The sequence below is a fragment of the Pararhodobacter oceanensis genome, from assembly GCF_003076755.1.
In the GTDB taxonomy this organism is placed as follows: domain Bacteria; phylum Pseudomonadota; class Alphaproteobacteria; order Rhodobacterales; family Rhodobacteraceae; genus Pararhodobacter; species Pararhodobacter oceanensis.
Genome location: NZ_QDKM01000005.1, coordinates 123148 through 142241, shown reverse-complemented (window position 1 = coordinate 142241; position 19094 = coordinate 123148). Strand labels below are relative to the sequence as shown.

Here is a 19094-nt window from a genome sequence, read left to right as displayed (position 1 = left end):
GGGGGCGTCAGCGGCGCGGGGTTGCCGCCTCGGCGCTTACCCCACCGCTCATCCGGCGCAGCCACCATGGCCGCGTGCGCCGCGATCCGGTCTCGGTCAGCGGCTGCAGCACCACCTGCGTGGTGTTTTGCAGGGTCAGGATCGTCGCCGGCAACAGCGGCAGACTGGCCGAGGTGCCGTCGGCGAGCGCGGAATTGAGCATCTGCATCTGATCCAACAGCCCGATCAAAGCCGGTGAGGAGGCCACGGTGAAATGCCCCGCCCCCTGCGAAAAGGCGCTGACATCCAGCAGCGTTACACCCAAACCGTTCAGCGGGGTGGCGTCGGGTAGATTGCCCAGCCGCGCGGTCTCGCCGCTGAGCCGTGCCGAGAGGGTCAACACGCGGTCACGCTGCGAGGTGACGATGACAAAGGGGTCCGGCAATGGCCCGATCGCCGCCACCTGCTGGCGGAACACTGAGACGTCGATATCAGGCGACAGCAGGAACACGCCGCCAATCGCCCGCAGTGCCGGATCATTGGTCAGCGCCAGTTGCCGCATTGCCTCCATCAACAGATGCGCACCCATCGAATGCGCGATCAGGATGATCCGCTGCGGCCTTGCCGCCTGCACCCGGCGCAGCATCTCGACCAGCCCGTCGCGGGCAAACAGCGCGCTGTCGCGGTCATGCGCATAGGCCAGCGGCGAGCCCAGCGAGGGCCATGAATAATGCAGCGACGCGCCCGGCACCCGCAGGTCGTAATCCAGTTGCGCGGTGCGGTAGAGCCCCTCGATAAAGGTGTTGTTGAACCCGTGCACATAGATCACCGCCTCACGCTCGCCCACGGGCTCACGGGCCAGAGCGGCGCGCACCGCCGTTTCGAAGGCGGCGCCATCCAACATCTGCGCATCCGCCAGCATGAAATGCCGTGTGGGGTCCGCCGCAGAGCGGTCACGCGGGCGCGGAATTTCGCCGAGTTCACGGTCGGGCGGGATCGACGTGGTGAAGCTGCCAAAGCTGACCTGTGCGCGGCGCTCCCAGCCCGGCACCGGCTGATTCGGATCCGGCGCGCGGGTGGTGGCAACCAGAACCGGCCACAACACCGCGCCCGGCGCGGGATGCTCAACGAAATCAACCTGTTCACGAACCGCACAAGCGGAAACACTTATTAAGAGAGCAAAAATAAAGACGCGCATGCACGGTTCCAACCCAAGTTCTGCCCTTGATACACGAGCATTCGGCCTCATGGCAGGGGGCTAATTACAAGTTGATCGTTTTCAATCCGTCGCGCGGGCGCTATCTGTTCGGGATGAGCGACATCATCCACTCCGCCGAGACCGCCACCCGCCAATTGCGCGCGCTGTTTGACCAGACACCGCTGCAGCGCAACGCCTATCTCTCGACCCGCTTTGGCGCCGATATCTGGCTCAAGCGCGAGGATCTGACGCCGGTGCGCTCGTATAAAATCCGCGGCGCGTTCAATGCCATGCGCAAGGTGCTGGAACAGACCCCCGAGCAGGAGATTTTCGTCTGCGCTTCGGCCGGAAACCACGCGCAGGGGGTGGCCTTTGCCTGTCGTCACTTTGGCCGTCGCGGGGTGATTTTCATGCCCGTGACCACGCCCAAGCAAAAGATCGACAAGACCAATGTGTTTGGCGGCGGCATGGTCGAGATCCGGCTGATCGGCGATTATTTCGACCATGCGCTGAGCGCCGCGCAGGACTATTGCGCCGAGGCGGGCGGGCATTTCCTCTCGCCCTTTGACGATGCGGATGTGATCGAGGGGCAAGCCAGTATCGCCGCCGAAATCCTCGATCAACTGGGCCATGCGCCGGATATGATCGTGCTGCCGGTGGGCGGTGGCGGCTTGGCGGCGGGGCTGCGCGGCTATTTCAAAGCCCGCGATCTCGCCACCGAATTCCGCTTTGTCGAGCCTCTGGGCGGCGCCAGCCTCACCGCCGCGCTGGCCAAGGGTGCGCCGGTCACATTGGACAGCGTTGACAGCTTCGTCGATGGCGCTGCGGTGGCGCGACTGGGCGAACGCCCCTTTGCAGCGCTGGCCGATGTCACGCCTGCGCAAGTGTATCTGGCGCCCGAAGACCGGATCTGCGTGACGATGCTGGAAATGCTCAACGCCGAGGGGATCGTGCTCGAGCCTGCCGGTGCGCTCTCGGTCGATGTGTTGACCGATCTCGCCGAGGACATTCGCGGCAAATCCGTGGTCTGCGTGACCTCGGGCGGGAATTTCGACTTCGAGCGCCTGCCCGAGGTCAAGGAACGCGCGATGCGCTATTCCGGCCAGAAGAAATATTTCATCCTGCGCCTGCCACAACGCCCCGGTGCGCTGCGCGAGTTTCTGGAAATGCTGGGCCCCGAGGATGATATCGCGCGGTTTGAATACCTGAAGAAATCGGCGCGCAACTTCGGCTCGGTGCTGATCGGCATTGAGACCAGCGAATCGGCCAATTTCGACGCGCTCTATCAGCGTATGCAGGACCGTGGCTTTCAATACCGCGATATCACCGATGACGAGACCTTGGCCAATGTGCTGGTCTGACGCCTAAGCTGCACGCCCACATCATAGCGCACCCCAGCCCTGAACGCGCCTGCCTAGGCGGCGCGGGTGCGCAGACCGCTGGCCAGCGCCTGCCGCGAGGCTTCGAAACTGGCGCGGATCGCCGCAAGATCCACCTGTGCCGCCTGCCCGGCATTGGCCTGCGCCTCGCCCTCACCGCAAAGCGCGGCGAACTCGGCAAACCCGAGGTTCAGTGCCGCGCCGCGCAGAAAATGCAGATCCGCCGCCAGAGTTTGTGCCGGAACCGTAGCCTCCAGCCGTGCCACGCCGTCGCTGGCCTCCAGCAGGAAGGCCTCGACCACCTCGTCAAAGGCGTCCTCCATATCCTGCTTCAATTCATCAATATGCGACCAGTCAATCATGCCACCCCCTTGGCTGCTGTCCGAGTATGCGCGCAACCGCCTAACCGGTTCTTAACGCGAATGTCCAAATAAAAACAATTTTTGCGTTCAGTAAATCTTAAGACGCCCTGCGCCAAACTAACAGTTAACTTATCAAAGGTTCTTTTTGTGTTGCCCTATGCTGCAGAACTTCCCACGCTCGACCCGATCGCTTCGGGACAGGCGATCCGCAATGTGCTTGTGGTCGATGATTCCCGCGCCCAACGTTTGGTGCTGGCCGCCGGTCTGCGCAAATGGGGCTATTGTGTCCATCAGGCAGAGTCCGGCGCGCAAGCACTGGAAATCATTGCCAAACATGAGATTGATCTGGTCCTCTCCGACTGGATGATGCCGGGGATGAACGGCATTGAATTCTGCCGCACCCTGCGCCAGCAGGACAGTGAGCGTTATACCTATTTCATCCTTCTGACCTCGAAATCCGACAAGGCCGCAGTCGCCGAAGGGCTTGAGGTCGGCGCCGATGACTATCTGGCAAAACCGGTTGATTCGGGGGAATTGCGCGCCCGAATCAAAGCTGGTGAGCGGGTTTTGGCGATGGAACGCGCCCTGCGTGGTAACAATGAATTGCTCACCGACACGCTGGTCAAGCTGCGCAACCTCTATGCGGCGCTGGATCGAGATCTGGTCGATGCGCGCAATTTGCAACAATCCCTGCTGCGCGAACCGCATCACCGTTATGACACCGGCGCGATCAGCGTGATGCTGCGGCCCTCGGGGCATGTCGGCGGCGATATGGTCGGATTTTTCGAGATCACGCCGGAACTGACCGGCATGTATGGCTTTGATGTCTCGGGCCATGGGGTCGCCTCGGCGCTCTTGACCGCGCGGCTCTCGGGGCTGCTGTCGGGCGCCTCTTCGGATCACAATATCGCCGTTGAACACGGGCCGGACGGGCCGATGGGGCGGGCACCGGCGCAGGTCGCCAAGGTGATGAATGAGCTGATGCTCGGCGAGATCGAGACCGACCGCTACGCCACCCTCGCCTATGCCGAGATCAATCGCACCAATGGCAAGCTGCGGCTGGTGCAGGCCGGACACCCGCATCCGCTGCTGCAACATGCCGATGGCAGCGTCACCATTCTGGGCCAAGGCGGGCTGCCGGTCGGCCTGCTGGAAGGGGCGGAATATTTCGGCTTTGAAACCACTCTACAACCCGGTGAGCGGCTGATTCTGGTCTCGGACGGGGTCACCGAATGCCCCAACCCGCAACAGGAAGAACTGGGCCATGAGAGGCTCAACCGCATCCTCACGCGGCTTGCTGATCTGCGCGGCAATGCGCTACTCGAGGCGCTAATGTGGGAACTGGCAACTTGGCACGACTCCGAGGATTTCCCCGACGATATCAGCTATGCGCTGTTTGAATATGATGGGCCCGCGGGGGAGGTGGCGTAATCCACCGCCACCCTGCCCCGTTCAATCGCGGGCCTGCAGCTTGGCCTCGATCGCCTGCAACCGCGCCAGAACCTCGTCGCGGTAAACATCGGTGCGCTCATTGTTTTCCTGATCATGCGCCTCTTGCATCGAGTTGACGATCAGGCCGACCAGCAGGTTCACCACCGCAAAGGTCGTGACCACGATAAACGGCACGAAAAACAGCCAGGCGTAGGGATAGACCTCCATCACCGGCCGCACGATCCCCATCGACCAGCTTTCCAGCGTCATGATCTGGAACAGCGAATAGGCCGCGCCGCCGAGATCGCCGAACCATTCGGGGAAAGCGCTGCCGAACAGCTTGGTCGCCATCACCGCCGCGATGTAGAAAATCATCGCCATCAGCAGGAACACCGACCCCATGCCGGGCACCGCGCGGATGAAGCCCTCGACCACCCGTCGCAGGCTGGGCGCGACCGAGACCACGCGCAAAAGCCGCAATACGCGCAGGGCCCGCAACACGCTGAATCCATGGGCAAAAGGCAACAGCGCAATGCCGACAATGATAAAATCAAACAGGTTCCAGCCCGAGCGGAAAAACCGCAGCCGCTTGGCGTAAAGCTTCAGCGCCAGCTCGATGACAAAGACCGCCAGACAGGCGGTATCCAGCGCCAAGATCAGCGGCCCCGCGACATCCATCACCGGCTGCGAGGTTTCCAACCCCAAGAGCACCGCGTTGAACAGAATCACCGCGATCACCGTGTTTTGCACGATCGGACGGTCGATAAATGCCGCCACTTTCTGTCGAATTGTCATAATCTCGGGTAGCCCTCAGGTCAGCGTGAACCGCGCTGCAAGTTCCACATGGGCAGACCAGCGGAACTGGTCAACCACCTGCACCCAATCCAACAGATAACCGGCGCTGACAAGGGTCTTTGCGTCGCGCGCGAATGTCACCGGATTGCAGCTGACAAAGGCGATCACCGGCACGCCAGAGGCCGCGAGTTCCGCGGTCTGCGCCTCAGCACCGGCGCGCGGCGGGTCGATCACCACCGCGTCAAATGCTGCCAATTCATCGGGCAACAGCGGGCGGCGAAAGAGGTCGCGCGTCTCGGTGGTGATCCGCTTCAGCCCCGTGGCATTGCGCCAGCCGAGATCGAGCGATGCCAACATCTCCGCCGCGCCCTCCACCGCCAGAACCTCGGCATTCTTGGCCAGCGGCAAAGAAAACGTGCCGCAACCGGCAAAGAGATCGGCGACCGAGCGCGCCTCGCCCACCGCCTCGCGGACCGCGCGCAACAGGCTGGCTTCACCATGCGCCGTGGCCTGCAAAAACGCCCCCGGCGGCGGCGAGACTTTTGCCGCGCCCATCGGCAGGCTGGGCGGCTCAGACTGCAACAGCACCTCGCCGTCCCATGCCAGACGCGCCACGCCATATTGTCCGGCGATCTGCGGCAGCCCCATGCGCAGCGCATTGTCCAACGGCTTGCCGCCGCTTGCCGCCACTTCGACCCCCTGATCAAATAGGGTGACGGTCAGTTTCACCTCACCCTTGCGCGAGCCCCCCAGCGCGACCAATGCCTCGAGCGCGGGGATCATGGCGATCAACGCCGGGTCGAGCAATTGGCAGTCGGGGATCGCCGTCACCGTGTCCGAGGCGCGGGCGTGAAACCCGACCAGCGCGGCCGATTTCAACCGCCGTCCGGCCAGCGTGGCGCGGCGGCGGCTGCGGGGTGGCGAGGTCAGGATCGGGCGGAACGCGGCCTCGATGCTCTGCAAGGCCAGCGCATGCCGCACCACATCCTGCTTCCATTCCGCGACAAATGCGTCGCTGGCATGCATCAACGCACAACCGCCGCAGGCTTTGTAGTGCTTGCAGGGCGCCGCGACCCGTTGCGGTGACGGCTGCAATATTCGCGGCTGCGCGATACGTCCGCTGTCTTCCGCGCCCTCGACCGCCTCGCCGGGCAAGGCGCGCGCCACGGTGACACCCTGCGCCACGCCCTCGGCGCGCAGATTGAGGCGCTCGATGGTGATCATGTCAGCGCCACGGCAGGCGAAAACGCATAGCCTTCGGGCGCCAGAATCGTCGCCTCGCGCAACCCGTGGGGTTTGTCGGCGGGCGGTTCGATCACCATGCCACCGGCGGGTTCGGCACGCGCGCAACAGGCATCGGGATCAAGCCCGAAAAGATAAAGCTGCACCCCCGCCCCGCGTGGCGGGTTTTCGGGCAGTAGATTGGTTAACGGATGCGCGGCGAATGTCCCGTCGGAATGCAATTGCACCAGAACCTCGCCGTATCTGGCGAGGGCGAAATCATCGCTGAGCCGGTGGATCGTCAGGCCGAAACACTCCTGCAGAAACTGCGCCATGCCGCGCAGATCGCGCAGCAGCAGGTTGACGCCCAACCCGCGCAAACCGCGCCCGAAATCCGCCGCGCTCACTGTCTCCAAATCCGTCACGCTGTCTCGCCTTCTTCCGCGTTTTCGTCCTCGCCGGTGCCCAGAAACCCGCCCGATTGCCGCGACCAGAACCGCGCGTATTGCCCGCCCTGCGCCAGCAATTCATCATGCGTGCCTTGCTCGACAATATGCCCCGCGTCCAGCACGATGATGCGGTCCATATTCGCAATCGTCGACAGGCGGTGGGCAATCGCAAGCACGGTTTTCCCCGCCATGATCTGGGTCAGCGCCTCCTGAATCTGCGCCTCAACCTCGGAATCCAGTGCCGATGTGGCCTCATCCAGCACCAGAATCGGCGCGTCTTTCAAAAACGCACGGGCCAAGGCAATCCGCTGCCGCTGCCCGCCGGACAAGCGCACACCGCGTTCACCCAGATGGGCCTCATAGCCCTCGCGCCCCGCCGCGTCGCGGAGATCTTGAATGAAATCATCGGCTTCAGCGGCGCGCGCGGCCTCGATCAACTCGGCCTCACTGGCATCGGGGCGCCCGTAAAGGATGTTGTCGCGGGCCGAGCGGTTGAACATCGCGGTGTCCTGCGTGACCATGCCGATCTGGCGACGCAGGCTTTCCTGTGTGACATCGCGCACGTCGATCCCGTCGATCATCACGCGACCTTCCTCGGTGTCGTAAAGCCGCAAGAGCAGTGCCACCAGCGTGGTTTTCCCCGCCCCCGAGGCGCCGACAATGCCGATCCGCTCGCCGGGTTTAATGGTTAAATCGAGATGCTCCACCCCGCCCGAGCGCCGCCCGTAAGCAAAGCCCACATCCTCGAAACGGATTTCACCCAGAACCGAGGGCATTTCGCGCGCGGTCTCCGCATCGGTCAGCGCATGGGCGGCGGTCAATGTGCGCATGCCGTCCTCGACCTCGCCGACATTGGCGTAGATCGCCATCAAGGTAAACGACACCCAACCCGTCATCTGCGCCAACCGCGTCGAGACCGCGCCCGCCGCGACAATCGCCCCCGCCGAGGCCTCGCCCTGCGCCCAAAGATACAGCGTGCCACCGACCAGAGCGACCGGCAGAACGCCGGCGATGATCATCAAGGTGACGCGGAAACTGGCCGAGAGAATGCCGAAAGACAGCACCTTTTCGCGGTAGCCCTGCATCGCCTCCAGCGCATTGCGATCCTCATGGCGGGAATGGGCGAACAGTTTGACGGTGCGAATATTGGTTATCGTATCAACCACTTGTCCGGTGACCATCGCCCGCGCCCCGGCCCGTGCGCCCGAGCGTTTGCGGATATGCGGCATGAACAGGCGGATCATGAACAGATAGACCACCGACCAGACGCCGAGCACCGCGCCAAGCCGCCAGTCGATCATCCCGACCAGCGCCGCCGAGCCGATCAGCGTCGACAGCGCGAAGGCCACGGTGTTGATCGATTCCGAGATCACCTCGGTTAATGCCCGCGCCGCCTGTATCTGCTTTTGGGCAATGCGACCGGCGAAATCATTGTCGAAAAACCCGATGTCCTGCCCCATCGTCCAGCGGTTGAGCCGCGACAGCACCAAGGGTTCGACATTCGGTGCGATGGTGACGAAATTCGCCGCCGAACTCAGGCCGAAGGTCAGCGGCCGGATCAGCAGGAAGAACGCCGCAAAGACGGTTAACAACAGCCAGTTCTCGGCGACAAAATTGCCCACCTGTGCGGTGGCGGTCGCGTCGATCAATTCGCCCATGATATAGGCCGCGAAAACCTCGGCCACGCCCGCCGCCGCAGAGATCAGCGTGGCGACCAATATGCCGCGCCCCGCGCCCGAGAGCGCCCAGCGAAAGAACCGCCACAGACTGTTCGGCGGCGGTCCCTCGGCCTGCATAAATGGGTTAATCAGCCGTGAAAGCTTCATTCTGCCGCCTCGTCCGTTCCAATAAATCCGCCTGATTGGCGCGCCCAAAATGCGGCATAGAGCCCGTTCTGCGCCATCAGATCGTTATGCGTGCCGTCCTCGACAATGCCACCGTCGTCGAGCACCACGATCCGGTCCATCCGCGCGATGGTCGACAGGCGGTGGGCAATGGCGATCACGGTTTTGCCCTCCATCATACCGTAAAGCGTGCTCTGGATCTGCGCCTCAACCTCGGAATCCAGCGCCGAGGTGGCCTCATCGAGCACCAGAATCGGCGCGTCTTTCATCACCACGCGGGCAATCGCGATCCGTTGCCGCTGCCCGCCGGACAGCTTCACGCCGCGCTCGCCAACCCGCGCGTCATAGCCCGTGCGCCCCTCGGCATCGCTGAGCGTCTCGATAAATTCATGCGCCTCGGCGCGTTTCGAGGCATCGAGCATCTGCGCGTCACCGGCCTCGGGGCTGCCGTAAAGGATGTTCTCGCGCACCGAACGGTGCAGCAGCGAGGTGTCTTGCTGCACCATGCCGATGCGCGCGCGCAGACTGTCCTGTGTCACCTGCGCGATATCCTGCCCGTCAATCTCGATGCGCCCGTGTTCCACGTCGTAAAACCGCAGCAGCAACTTAACGAGGGTCGATTTCCCCGCGCCCGAGCGTCCGACAAGCCCGACCTTCTCACCCGGTGCGATGGTTAATGTCACATGCTGCAACCCGCCCGAGCCGCGCCCATAGTGGTGGCTGACGTCCCGAAAGGCGATCTCACCGGCGCGGAACTCGAGCGGCTTCGCCTCTGGCGCATCGACCAGTTCCACCGGCTGGGCGATGGTCTCCATCCCCTCGGCGACAACGCCAAGGTTGCGAAAGAACGAGCTCACCGCCCACATGATCCAGCCGGTCATCGCGTTGAGCCGCAGCACCAGCGACGCCGCCGCCGCGACAATGCCGAGCGTCGCGGATTGTGTCGACCAGAGCAGGATCGCCCAGCCGACCACCGAGACGATCAGAAACCCGTTCAGCAAGACCAGCGACAGGTCCATCGTGGTAAAGATGCGCATTTCCTTCTGAAAGGTGACGCGCGCATTTTCGATCGCCTCGCGGGCGTAGTCGTTTTCATGATCGGCCTGCGCAAACAGCTTCACCGAATGGATGTTGGTATAGGCGTCGACCACGCGGCCGGTGACCGCCGAACGCGCATCCGAGGCGGCTTTCGAGGCCGGACCGACGCGGACAATCGTCCAGCGGATCAGCGCTAGATAGAGCGCCAGCCAGACCAGCAGCGGCAAGACCAGACGCAGATCGGCGCCCATCAACAGCACCGCCGCACCAATGATATAGGCCAGCGAAAAGCCCAGCGCGTCAAAAATCTGGAACACCGCTTCGCCAGCGGCGGGCGGGGTTTGCATGATCCGGTTGGCGATACGTCCGGCGAAATCATTCTCGAACCAGCCGACCGATTGGCGCAGCACATGGCGATGCGCGCGCCAGCGGATCAGCGTGCCAAAATTGGGCAGCACCGCGTTGTTAAGCAGGCCGACATTGATCACCTGAAACAGCGGCCGCAGGGTCAGGAGGATCAGCGCGGCGATCATCAATTCGACGCCATTCTCGGCCCAGAACCCGTCGATACCGCTGCCCTCGAGCAGATCGACCACGCGGCCCAGATACCACAGAAAGCCGATCTCGACGAAAGCGGTGATCACCGAGAAAATGCCGGTGACGATAAACACCTTGCGAAACGGCACCATATAGCGGCGCAGAAACGGCCAGAGACGGCGCGGCGGCGTGTCCTCTTCGACATAGTCGGTATAGGGATCCACCAGATTTTCGAAAAATTTATACACGCAACCAATCCTTAACCCGTGTGGCAATCTAGGGCGATTGGCGGCGCCTGACCAGTGCGCGTTAGCCCTTGTCGAGCCAAGCGATCAGCGCGGCGCCATCGGGGGCGAAATCCTGCGCGATCCACTGCGCTTGCGCCGCTTTCAGCGCTGCGCCCAGCGCGGGGCCGGTGAGCGCGGGCATCAGGTCTTTGGGCTTTAGCGGAAATTCCGCCGCCACGCCGCGCGCGATATCGGCACGCCAGCCTGCGGGTGGCGGCGTCTCAAAGAGCGCGGCGCGGGCGAGGATGATGTCTTCGGCAACTTCGCCGCCGTGCAGAAAGGCCAGCGCGGCGGCGGGGGTGGGCGCGCCCAAAGCGTCTCTAACATGGCTGAAATGGCGGATCTCGGCCTTGGTCATCCGCAAGCGGGCCTCGGGTGCAGCACCGCCCAGCACCGCCAGCCTCCGCAGCCAGCCGCCCGCGCGCCCGTCTTCGAAATGCACCAGAATCGGCAGCGCCTGCGGTTGCGCGCCGGACAGGATATGGTGCAAGACCCCGCTTTGCGCCATGGCGGCTACCGCGGGTGCGGGGTCGCTTGCGGCGAGGAGTTTGCGCAGCTCGGCGGTGATGCGTTCGGCAGAAAGCGTCTCTAACATGGCCGAATGTGCTGCACAGGCGGCCAGCGCCTCGGCATCAAGCCCCTGCGCGGGGTCGCCGTATTGGGCATGAAAACGAAAGAACCGCAGGATGCGCAGATAGTCCTCGGTGATCCGCGCCTGCGCGTCACCGACAAAGCGCAGGCGGCGCGCGCGCAGGTCCTCGATACCGCCCAGAGGGTCAACAACGGTGCCATCGGCACGCGCATAAAGCGCGTTCATGGTGAAATCACGCCGCCGCGCGTCCTGGATCAGATCGGCACCAAAGGCGACGCGGGCGTGGCGGCCGTAACCCTCTTCGTCATGACGAAACGAGGTCACTTCAAACCCCTCCCCCCCCGCCACCACGGTCACCGTGCCATGGGCAATGCCGGTGGGCACGGCGCGCAAACCGGCGTTTTCGGCAAGGTTAGTGACGATTTCCGGCAGCGCATCGGTGGCGATATCCACATCGACCACCGGCTCACTTAGCAGCGCGTTGCGCACGCAGCCGCCAACCGCCAGCGCCTGATAGCCGGCGTCACTCAGCAGCGCCATCACGGCTTGGGTGTTCTCATTCTCCAGCCATGCGCCACTGACCCGCATGTGCTCACTCCACCCGCTGGGCCAGCGCCCGCAGCATCCGCGCGGTGGCGCCCCAGATGTAATAGGGCCCCCATGGCACGGTATAGAAACTGCGCCATTGGCCCAGCCATTGACGGCGCTGCACCGCGTAATTCGCCGGATCGAGCAGATGCGCGAGCGGCACCAGAAACGCCTCTTCAACCTCGCCCCGCTCAACCACCAGATCGAAGGGGTCGCAGATATGGCCAAGGACCGGCGTCACCGCGAAACCGGTCACGGTTTCATGTTTCGGCATCTCGCCCAGCACCGAGACCAGCGCCGGATCAAGCCCGACCTCTTCCCGCGCCTCGCGCAGGGCGGCGGCGGTGACATTGGCGTCACCCGCATCCACTTTGCCGCCGGGAAAGGCGATCTGCCCGGGGTGATGTTTGAGCCCCGAGGCGCGTTTGGTCAGCAAGACCGATAGCCCCTGCGGGCGCTCAAGGATCGGCATCAGCACCGCGGCTTCGCGCAATGGACGATCCTTGGGGCGGAAATCGGGGTTCAGGTCAAAATCGCTCGAAGGGGAGCCGGATCTCGCCAGCGCCCTCTCGATGCGGGTTATCGCGTCACTCTTTGCCATCCTGCTCGGCCTCGAACCCCACGCTTTTGGCGTCCAACACATAATGCGCGCCGCAGAACTGGCAATCGGCGCTGACCGTGCCGTCATCCAGCGTCATATGGCCGATGTCCTTGGCCGAATAGATCGACAGACTCTGGCGCACTTTGTCCTCGGAACAGGTGCAGCCGAACTCAAGCTGCTGCGCGTCAAAGATGCGCGGCGATTCCTCGCTGAACAGCCGCACCAGCAGATCGGTCGGCTGCACCGTGGGGCCGACCAGCTCAGTCTCTTCGACGGTATCCAACAGGATATTCGCGCGGCTCCAGTTCTCCGCGTCATCGCCCTCGACCAGATCACCGGCAGCCAGCAGACCCTCTTCGCCACTGGCCGCGTCCTTGGCATGCGGCGAGGCTTTCGGCATATGCTGCAGCATCACGCCACCGGCGCGCCAGCGTTCATCTTGACCGGCCAGCGTCGAGCGCCCGAAGGCGGTGGCGAAACGGGTCGGCAATTGCTCGGACTGCGCGAAATAGGTCTCGGCGCAGGACGACAGCGAACCACCGGCAATCGGGGTGATGCCCTGATAGGGGGCCATATCCTCGCCCTGATCAATGATCACCGCGAAATAGCCTTTGCCGAGTTGGTCAAACGCGGCGGCCTTGAGATCGAGCGCCTCGGCGTCATAGCTGGCATAGGCGCGGATCTGCGCGGGCGCGCCATCGCCGGTTGGCGCCACGTAATCGGTGGCGATCAGACGCACCGCGCCTGAGCCGCGCACCTGCAGGGACAGCCGCCAGCGCAGTTTGATGGTCTGGCCGATCATCGCGGTCAGCAGCACCGCCTCGGCGACCAGCGCCTCGATCGGTGCGGGATAATTGTGTTGCGACAAGACCTTATCCAGCACGCCATCAACGCGCGCCAAACGGCCGCGGATATCCGCGTGGTCCAATTGAAAGGGCAGGACGGTGTCGTCCCAGGCGATTTGCGCACCGAGGGTCATGAGGAACCTTAACATCTAGGGCTTGGCATTGAGGCTTTCATATAGGAACCCATAGCTGGGGGAAAAGGGGCATAAGTGATTCGCCTGCCCGATCCGCCGCGCAACCCGAGGGTCATGGATGATTCGCCGCTACGGAAAACCCGCCGAAAGCCACCGCCGCTATCGCCTCAGGCGCGGGGCGTATGGCGTGTTGTGGCGGGGCGGGCAGGTGCTGCTGACCCATCAAGGCGCGCCGCGCTCCGAGTTCCAGCTGCCCGGCGGCGGTATTGATCCCGGCGAATCGCCGCTACAGGCGCTGCACCGCGAGGTCCGGGAAGAGACCGGCTGGTGCATCGGCACCCCGCGCCGCCTCGGTGCGTTCCGGCGGTTTACCTATATGCCCGAATACGACATCTGGGCCGAGAAGCTCTGCACGATCTATCTGGCGCGCGCGGTTCGGCAGAAATCCGCCCCGCTTGAGCAGGGGCATACGGCGATGCTGGTCGATCCTGAACGCGCCGTTGATTTGCTGGCCAATTCCGGTGATGCTGCGTTTCTACAAGGAGTTTTGCGATGGTTGCGGTAATCTCACGGCGCGCGGCGCTACTATCGGGCGTGGCTTTGGTGCTCACCGCCTGCACCCGCGCACCGCGGTATCTGGAGTATACCGGCCCCGAGATCACCGAGTTGCGGGTCTATAAGGGCGCGCGGCGGCTGGAGCTCTGGCATCATGAGCAGATGCTGCATGACTACGAGATCGGGCTGGGGCAGAACCCCTTTGGCCATAAGCAATATGAGGGCGACAGCCGCACGCCCGAGGGCAGCTATATCATCGACCGGCGCAATCCGCAGAGCGCCTATCACCTGTCGATCGGCATCAGCTATCCGAATGAAGAGGATATCGCCCGCGCCGAGGCCGCAGGCGTGCCGCCGGGGGGCGATATCTTTATCCACGGGCGCGGCGACTGGGGAATCGACCGGCGCGGCGACTGGAGCGCGGGCTGTATCACCGTGACGAATTCCGAGATCGAGGATATTTATGCGATGGTGCGCGATGGCACGCCGATCCACCTCTATCCCTGATCCCGTCTGAGCGCGCCGCGGCTTAACCTGCAGCGGCGGCCAGTGCCTGCGGCTGATTCGAGACGCCGGTGGTCAGCACCCACCAGAGTTTGCCATTCGCTTCCTGATGCCAGGCAAAGCCGATCTCGCGGGCGCGCGGATCCAGCAGGATCGCGCGTGTGTCGCGCTGATCAAGCCATGCGGTCAGGGTCTGGATCTCGGTCTCATAGGTTTCTGACAGGGTCTCGCCGAGAAACTCGCCGCGATAACCGACCCGCGCCACACGGTCGATCGGCGAGGAGCCGTCCGAGCCGAAATGCCATGGCCGCCCCTGAATTGACATATCGCGGGCGTGAGTGGCGGCGGCCGAGGTCAGCTCGACGCTCAATTCCACCGGCGCGACACCGGCCTGCGCGCGCACCGCATTGATCGACTCGCGCATCCGCGCCTGAATCTGCGGCACGTCCCCCTCGCGAATCCGGTAGACCACCGGCAGCGGGCGGCCATCAGGCCCAAGGCGCATCGCGGCGCTGGTCGATCCGGTGGTGGTGCAGGCGGCAACTGCAGCAAGTGCGGCCAAAGCGGGAATAACGGGGCTGGGCATGGCACTCCTGACGGTTGATTGTTGCTTTGCCATAGCGAATCAGCGGCAAAAATTCAAACACAACTCACCGTGATCGCCCGTGTCGGCGTTGCGTCCTCGTTGCGAATACAGCGTTTTTACCCTATCCTTTACAAAAAATCCGGATGATGTGAGGCAGTGACAATGGCAAACGACCCTTTCCTGCGGCTCAGCCGCCGAGGATTTTTGGCCGGTTCGGCAGCAATGGGCGGCGTATTGGCGGCGCCGGCGGTGCTGGCGCAATCGGGCACCACCCCCGAGATCATGGCCAATTCCACCGAGATCGAGACCACCGGTCTGGAAACCACCGACCGCAATATCTCGAGTTTCCGCACATTGAACTGGCGCGACCATTTCCCCAACCTGCGGCGCGGGGCGATTCTGGCCGATACCCAAAGCCGCGCGGTGCATTACTGGTCCGAAGATCACAGTATTTACCGGCTATATCCCTCCTCGGTGCCGATGACCGAGGATCTGACGCGGCGCGGGCGCTGCTCGGTGACGCGGCTGGTCGAAGGGCCGGAGTGGCGTCCGACGCCCTCGATGCGGGCGCGCAATCCCGAATGGCCGCCCTATGTCGGGCCGGGGCCGGACAATCCGCTGGGCACCCATGCCTTGTATCTCAGTTGGCAATATTACCGCATCCACGGCACCCATGACACGCGTAAAATCGGGCGGCGTTCATCGAATGGCTGCATCGGTCTCTATAACGAACATATCGCCGAACTCTTTGGCTTTGCTCAGGTTGGAATGCAGGTGTTGCTAATTTGACGACATTCCAGTGAAGTCGTAGAGGGCGAAAACTCCTCCGTTGCATTTGGCGGCGCAAACTGGTTTGAGAAGATCACGAGGTATCGTCTTGGGTGCGCTTTTTGCCATCTATGTGAATAGATTGAAGCGCACAATTACTGGAGGTTGACAAATGAAGAAACTCGCTCTTGCTGCACTGGTTGCAGTCACCGGTTCCGCAGCAGTCGCTTCGGGCTACATCGAACCCTACGTCGAGCCTGAAGTCATCGTGACTCACTCGTCGTCGTCGGTTGGTGGCGTCGTTGTGCCGCTGCTGCTGTTGGTTTTGGTTGCCGCTCTGGCTTCCTAATCAGCAATGCTGCCGATTAAGCAAAGGGGTCTAGCGCAAGCTGGACCCCTTTCGCTTTGGGCGGTGCGGTAAGTATCTTCGCCGCACCCACCCTCACCAAATCCCGCGCGATTATTCGATCCAGCCGCGCAGGTTCTCGCTGACAATCGCCGCCAGCGCATCCATATGCGCCGCGTCATCGTTCAGACAGGGAATATAGGTAAAGCTCTCGCCGCCGTTTTCTTCAAACGCCTCGCGAATCTCGCCCTCGATCTCTTCCAGCGTCTCGATGCAATCCGCCGCAAAAGCCGGTGCCACCACGGCGATCCGCTTGATGCCCGATTTTGCCAGCTCCGCGACATGTTCCACCGTATAGGGCCGCAGCCATTCCTCGCTGCCGAATACCGACTGGAAGGTGGTGTGGATCTTGCCCTTCTCCCAGCCCAACCGCTCCGACAACAGCCGCGTCGATTTCTGGCACTGGCAGTGATAGGGATCGCCCTCAAGCAGATAGCGCTTCGGCATCCCGTGATATGAGGCGACCAGCACCTCGGGCTCCTGTTCGATCGTCGGCCAGACCCGCTCGATCGACTGCGCCAGCGCCTCGACATATTGCGGATGGTCGAAATAGGCGGGCACGGTGCGCGCGGCAGGCTGGTATTTCTCCTCCATCAGGGCGCGGAAGAACTGGTCGTTGGCGGTGGCGCTGGTGGCACCGGCGTATTGCGGATAGAGCGGGAAAAACAGGATCTTCTCGCAGCCATCCGCGACCATCTGCCGGACGACCTTTTTGGTCGCCGGATTGCCGTAGCGCATGCAGAATTCGACCTGCACCTCGCCGCCATATTGCGTCTGCATCCGCGCGCGCAGGGCCTCGGTCTGGTCCTTGGTGATCGTCATCAGGGGGCTTTCGCCCTTATCGTGATTCCAGATCAATTTGTAATTCGCGCCCGAGGTAAACGGGCGTTTGCTCAGGATAATCAATTGCAGCAGCGGCTGCCATTTCCACGCCGCATAATCGATCACCCGCTTGTCCGAGAGAAACTCGTTCAGATAGCGGCGCATCGACCAATAGTCGTAATTGTCCGGCGTGCCCAGATTGGCGATCAACACGCCGATTTTCGCGCGTTTCACCGGCGGATGATCGGCTGGCGCATGCTGCAGGCGTCCCGCGCCGGGGTGGTCGGTCAAGCTGTTCGAGGCGTCAGACATGGGCATCCTTCATGGGCTTCCTGGATCGCAGGGGGTGGCATCCGCCCTGAGTTAGCGGGGTTGCGCGCGGGGTCAATCCTTGGTGGGCTTGGGTGCGGCAATCGGCGCCGGTTCCAGCGGTGTTTCGGTGGCGCCCAGCGCATCCGCCAGCCGCGCGGCGGCGCTTCCGGGGCGCAGCGGCTTCTGCTGGCTCTCGGCGGGCGCCCAACCGGTGAGGAAGATCGTCTCGACACTGGCGATCAGTCGCCCCTCGTCATCGGCGAACATCTCACGGTATAGCGCCTCGGCCCGCGCCAGCACATCGCGGCGCATCGGCGCGCGGTGGCGGCTGGCCAAAGCGTTGCTTTCACCCATACCGCGCAGATCGCGCACCAGATGCTGAAAATCGCGGTAGAGGATCTGCCGGGTGAACCCGTCTGCCACCGGCAGCGCCAGTTCGGCGCGTTGCAACAGCGCCCCCAGATCACGGATTTCCGCCATCGGCACGACGCGCGGCGACAGCCCGCCGGTCACATCCGCCTCGGCCTGCGCCAGCACCGCGCGCAGCTCATGCAGGCTTTGGCCGCCAAACATCACCCCGATGAACAGCCCGTCGGGCGTGAGCGCGCGGCGGCATTGGATAATCTGCCCGATCGGGTCATCCGCCCAATGCAGCGCCAGCGCGTGGATCACCAGATCATGCGCGCCAACCTGCAGATCAAGCACCGGCGCATCCGCCACAATCCGCGCGTCTTGCAGCCGATCCTGCCAGATTTGCGGAAAACCTGTCACCACAGCGGGCTTTGTAAAGGTTCTGTTAACCTCGTTGAGTCTCTCCTGAACCTCATCCGCCGCGTCCTCTTGCAGAAAGAACGCAGGGTTTTTGCAGGCGCGGGCGCGAAACCGCTCCAGCGCGGCGCGGTCGGTCAGGGTCGGGGGAGTGGATATGCTCATGAGGTCTGTGTTTGGCGCCCGCAGCGGTGAAGTCAAGAGGAGCACTTGCCGCAGCCCCGTGGATACGCACCCCGAATCCCATGCCGACACCAGCCCGAAACCCCATGCAGACCCCCTGCCCGAGACCCTGCCTGCCATCGCCCTGCGCCACCTGCTCAACACGCTCTACCCGCCGCATTGTCTGGCCTGCAGCACGCCGGTGCGCCGCGCCGGTCTTCTCTGCGCCGCCTGCTGGACCAACACCCCCTTTATCGACGGGCTCGCCTGTGATCACTGCGGCACGCCCCTGCCCGGCCCGCTTGAGGATGCGCCGGTGCACTGCGACGACTGCCTGCGCATCGCCCGCCCGTGGAGCCATGGCCGCGCCGCGCTGGTCTATAGCGACAGCGCGCGGCGGCTGGTGTTGGCGCTCAAACACGGCGACCGCCATGATATCGCCGCCCCTGCCGCGCGCTGGCTGGCGCGGCGTTGCGCGGGGCTGATCCGGCCCGACACGCTGATCGCGCCGGTGCCTTTGCACCCCACGCGGCTGTTTCAGCGCCGGTTTAACCAATCCGCGCTGCTGGCCAGAGCACTGGCGCAGGAGGTCGCGCGCCCCGCCTGCCCCGATCTGTTGCGCCGTATCCGCCGCACCAGCTCGCAGGATGGCCGCACACGCGAAGGGCGTTTCGAGAATATGCAGGGCGCGATTGCCGCCCATCCACGGCACGCCGCGCGCATCACCGGGCGCCATATCCTGCTGGTCGACGACGTGATGACCTCGGGCGCGACGCTCGCCGCCGCCGCCGAGGCCTGCTTTGCCGCCGGTGCCGATCACGTAGATGTGGCCGTTATGGCACGGGCAAAACGCCAGATATAGGGATTTGCCCCGCGATATCCCCGGTATAGCCGGTGAAACCCGATGATTGCGGTTCACAAGTGAAGCGCG

Annotated in this window: 20 protein-coding genes; 7 read left to right on the top strand and 13 right to left on the bottom strand. The window is 63.5% G+C overall.

What is annotated here, in order from left to right:
• Positions 1–7: 7 nt before the first annotated feature.
• Positions 8–1177 (bottom strand): alpha/beta hydrolase, encoded by a 1170-nt coding sequence (locus DDE20_RS12500; protein ID WP_165814512.1) that lies wholly within the window; start codon positions 1175–1177, stop codon positions 8–10.
• Positions 1178–1290: 113 nt separating this feature from the next.
• Here DDE20_RS12500 and ilvA point away from each other — a divergent pair, with 113 nt between their 5' ends.
• Positions 1291–2538 carry a threonine ammonia-lyase IlvA gene (gene ilvA, locus DDE20_RS12495; protein ID WP_116558986.1) on the top strand — a complete coding sequence of 416 codons (1248 nt, stop codon included), beginning with the start codon at positions 1291–1293 and terminating at the stop codon, positions 2536–2538.
• Positions 2539–2591: 53 nt separating this feature from the next.
• Here the strand turns inward: ilvA and DDE20_RS12490 are convergent, their stop codons facing one another.
• Positions 2592–2918: an Hpt domain-containing protein gene (locus DDE20_RS12490; protein ID WP_116558840.1), complete on the bottom strand. Its 327-nt coding sequence runs from the start codon at positions 2916–2918 to the stop codon at positions 2592–2594.
• 150 nt (positions 2919–3068) lie between these two features.
• On the opposite strand from DDE20_RS12490, the gene DDE20_RS12485 reads away from it, so the two are divergent.
• Positions 3069–4349, top strand: coding sequence for a PP2C family protein-serine/threonine phosphatase (locus DDE20_RS12485; protein ID WP_240608038.1), 1281 nt, complete (start codon positions 3069–3071; stop codon positions 4347–4349).
• Between the two features lie 21 nt (positions 4350–4370).
• Here DDE20_RS12485 and DDE20_RS12480 read toward each other — a convergent pair whose 3' ends face one another.
• The 8 genes from DDE20_RS12480 to hslO all read right to left on the bottom strand — a co-directional run bounded on the left by DDE20_RS12480 (position 4371) and on the right by hslO (position 13280).
• Positions 4371–5144 (bottom strand): ion transporter, encoded by a 774-nt coding sequence (locus DDE20_RS12480; RefSeq protein WP_116558839.1) that lies wholly within the window; start codon positions 5142–5144, stop codon positions 4371–4373.
• A 15-nt stretch (positions 5145–5159) separates the two neighbouring features.
• On the bottom strand, positions 5160–6368 hold the full coding sequence (locus DDE20_RS12475; RefSeq protein ID WP_116558838.1) for a class I SAM-dependent RNA methyltransferase: 1209 nt from the start codon (positions 6366–6368) through the stop codon (positions 5160–5162).
• Entirely contained in the window at positions 6365–6790 is a 426-nt protein-coding gene (locus DDE20_RS12470) for a VOC family protein (RefSeq protein WP_116558837.1), read from the bottom strand. Before DDE20_RS12470 ends, DDE20_RS12475 begins: the two co-directional genes overlap by 4 nt.
• Positions 6787–8640, bottom strand: coding sequence for an ABC transporter ATP-binding protein (locus DDE20_RS12465; RefSeq protein WP_116558836.1), 1854 nt, complete (start codon positions 8638–8640; stop codon positions 6787–6789). The genes DDE20_RS12470 and DDE20_RS12465 overlap by 4 nt, the downstream gene beginning before the upstream one ends.
• Positions 8637–10481 carry an ABC transporter ATP-binding protein gene (locus tag DDE20_RS12460; protein WP_116558835.1) on the bottom strand — a complete coding sequence of 615 codons (1845 nt, stop codon included), beginning with the start codon at positions 10479–10481 and terminating at the stop codon, positions 8637–8639. Before DDE20_RS12460 ends, DDE20_RS12465 begins: the two co-directional genes overlap by 4 nt.
• Before the next feature lie 61 nt (positions 10482–10542).
• Positions 10543–11700 (bottom strand): CCA tRNA nucleotidyltransferase, encoded by a 1158-nt coding sequence (locus DDE20_RS12455; RefSeq protein WP_116558834.1) that lies wholly within the window; start codon positions 11698–11700, stop codon positions 10543–10545.
• 4 nt (positions 11701–11704) lie between these two features.
• Positions 11705–12301 carry a CoA pyrophosphatase gene (locus tag DDE20_RS12450; RefSeq protein ID WP_116558833.1) on the bottom strand — a complete coding sequence of 199 codons (597 nt, stop codon included), beginning with the start codon at positions 12299–12301 and terminating at the stop codon, positions 11705–11707.
• Positions 12288–13280, bottom strand: a complete 993-nt coding sequence (gene hslO / locus DDE20_RS12445; protein ID WP_116558832.1) for an Hsp33 family molecular chaperone HslO — start codon at positions 13278–13280, stop codon at positions 12288–12290. Before hslO ends, DDE20_RS12450 begins: the two co-directional genes overlap by 14 nt.
• 118 nt (positions 13281–13398) lie before the next feature.
• Here hslO and DDE20_RS12440 point away from each other — a divergent pair, with 118 nt between their 5' ends.
• Complete coding sequence (locus DDE20_RS12440) at positions 13399–13845, top strand: NUDIX domain-containing protein (RefSeq protein ID WP_116558831.1); 447 nt, start codon at positions 13399–13401, stop codon at positions 13843–13845.
• Positions 13833–14342, top strand: coding sequence for a L,D-transpeptidase family protein (locus DDE20_RS12435; protein ID WP_116558830.1), 510 nt, complete (start codon positions 13833–13835; stop codon positions 14340–14342). The genes DDE20_RS12440 and DDE20_RS12435 overlap by 13 nt, the downstream gene beginning before the upstream one ends.
• A 22-nt stretch (positions 14343–14364) precedes the next feature.
• On the opposite strand, the gene dalA is transcribed toward DDE20_RS12435, so the two are convergent.
• Positions 14365–14925 (bottom strand): divisome-associated lipoprotein DalA, encoded by a 561-nt coding sequence (gene dalA / locus DDE20_RS12430; RefSeq protein ID WP_116558829.1) that lies wholly within the window; start codon positions 14923–14925, stop codon positions 14365–14367.
• 162 nt (positions 14926–15087) lie between these two features.
• Between dalA and DDE20_RS12425 the strand changes: the two genes are divergently transcribed.
• Together DDE20_RS12425 and DDE20_RS19025 are read left to right on the top strand one after the other, a co-directional pair.
• On the top strand, positions 15088–15714 hold the full coding sequence (locus DDE20_RS12425) for a L,D-transpeptidase (protein WP_116558828.1): 627 nt from the start codon (positions 15088–15090) through the stop codon (positions 15712–15714).
• A 151-nt stretch (positions 15715–15865) separates the two neighbouring features.
• Entirely contained in the window at positions 15866–16042 is a 177-nt protein-coding gene (locus tag DDE20_RS19025; RefSeq protein ID WP_165814511.1) for a hypothetical protein, read from the top strand.
• 111 nt (positions 16043–16153) lie between these two features.
• Here the strand turns inward: DDE20_RS19025 and hemH are convergent, their stop codons facing one another.
• Positions 16154–17233 (bottom strand): ferrochelatase, encoded by a 1080-nt coding sequence (hemH, locus tag DDE20_RS12420; protein WP_116558827.1) that lies wholly within the window; start codon positions 17231–17233, stop codon positions 16154–16156.
• A gap of 72 nt (positions 17234–17305) precedes the next feature.
• Complete coding sequence (locus DDE20_RS12415) at positions 17306–18166, bottom strand: methyltransferase domain-containing protein (RefSeq protein ID WP_116558826.1); 861 nt, start codon at positions 18164–18166, stop codon at positions 17306–17308.
• Between the two features lie 136 nt (positions 18167–18302).
• On the opposite strand from DDE20_RS12415, the gene DDE20_RS12410 reads away from it, so the two are divergent.
• Positions 18303–19025 carry a double zinc ribbon domain-containing protein gene (locus DDE20_RS12410; RefSeq protein ID WP_240608048.1) on the top strand — a complete coding sequence of 241 codons (723 nt, stop codon included), beginning with the start codon at positions 18303–18305 and terminating at the stop codon, positions 19023–19025.
• The last annotated feature ends 69 nt before the right edge of the window (positions 19026–19094 follow it).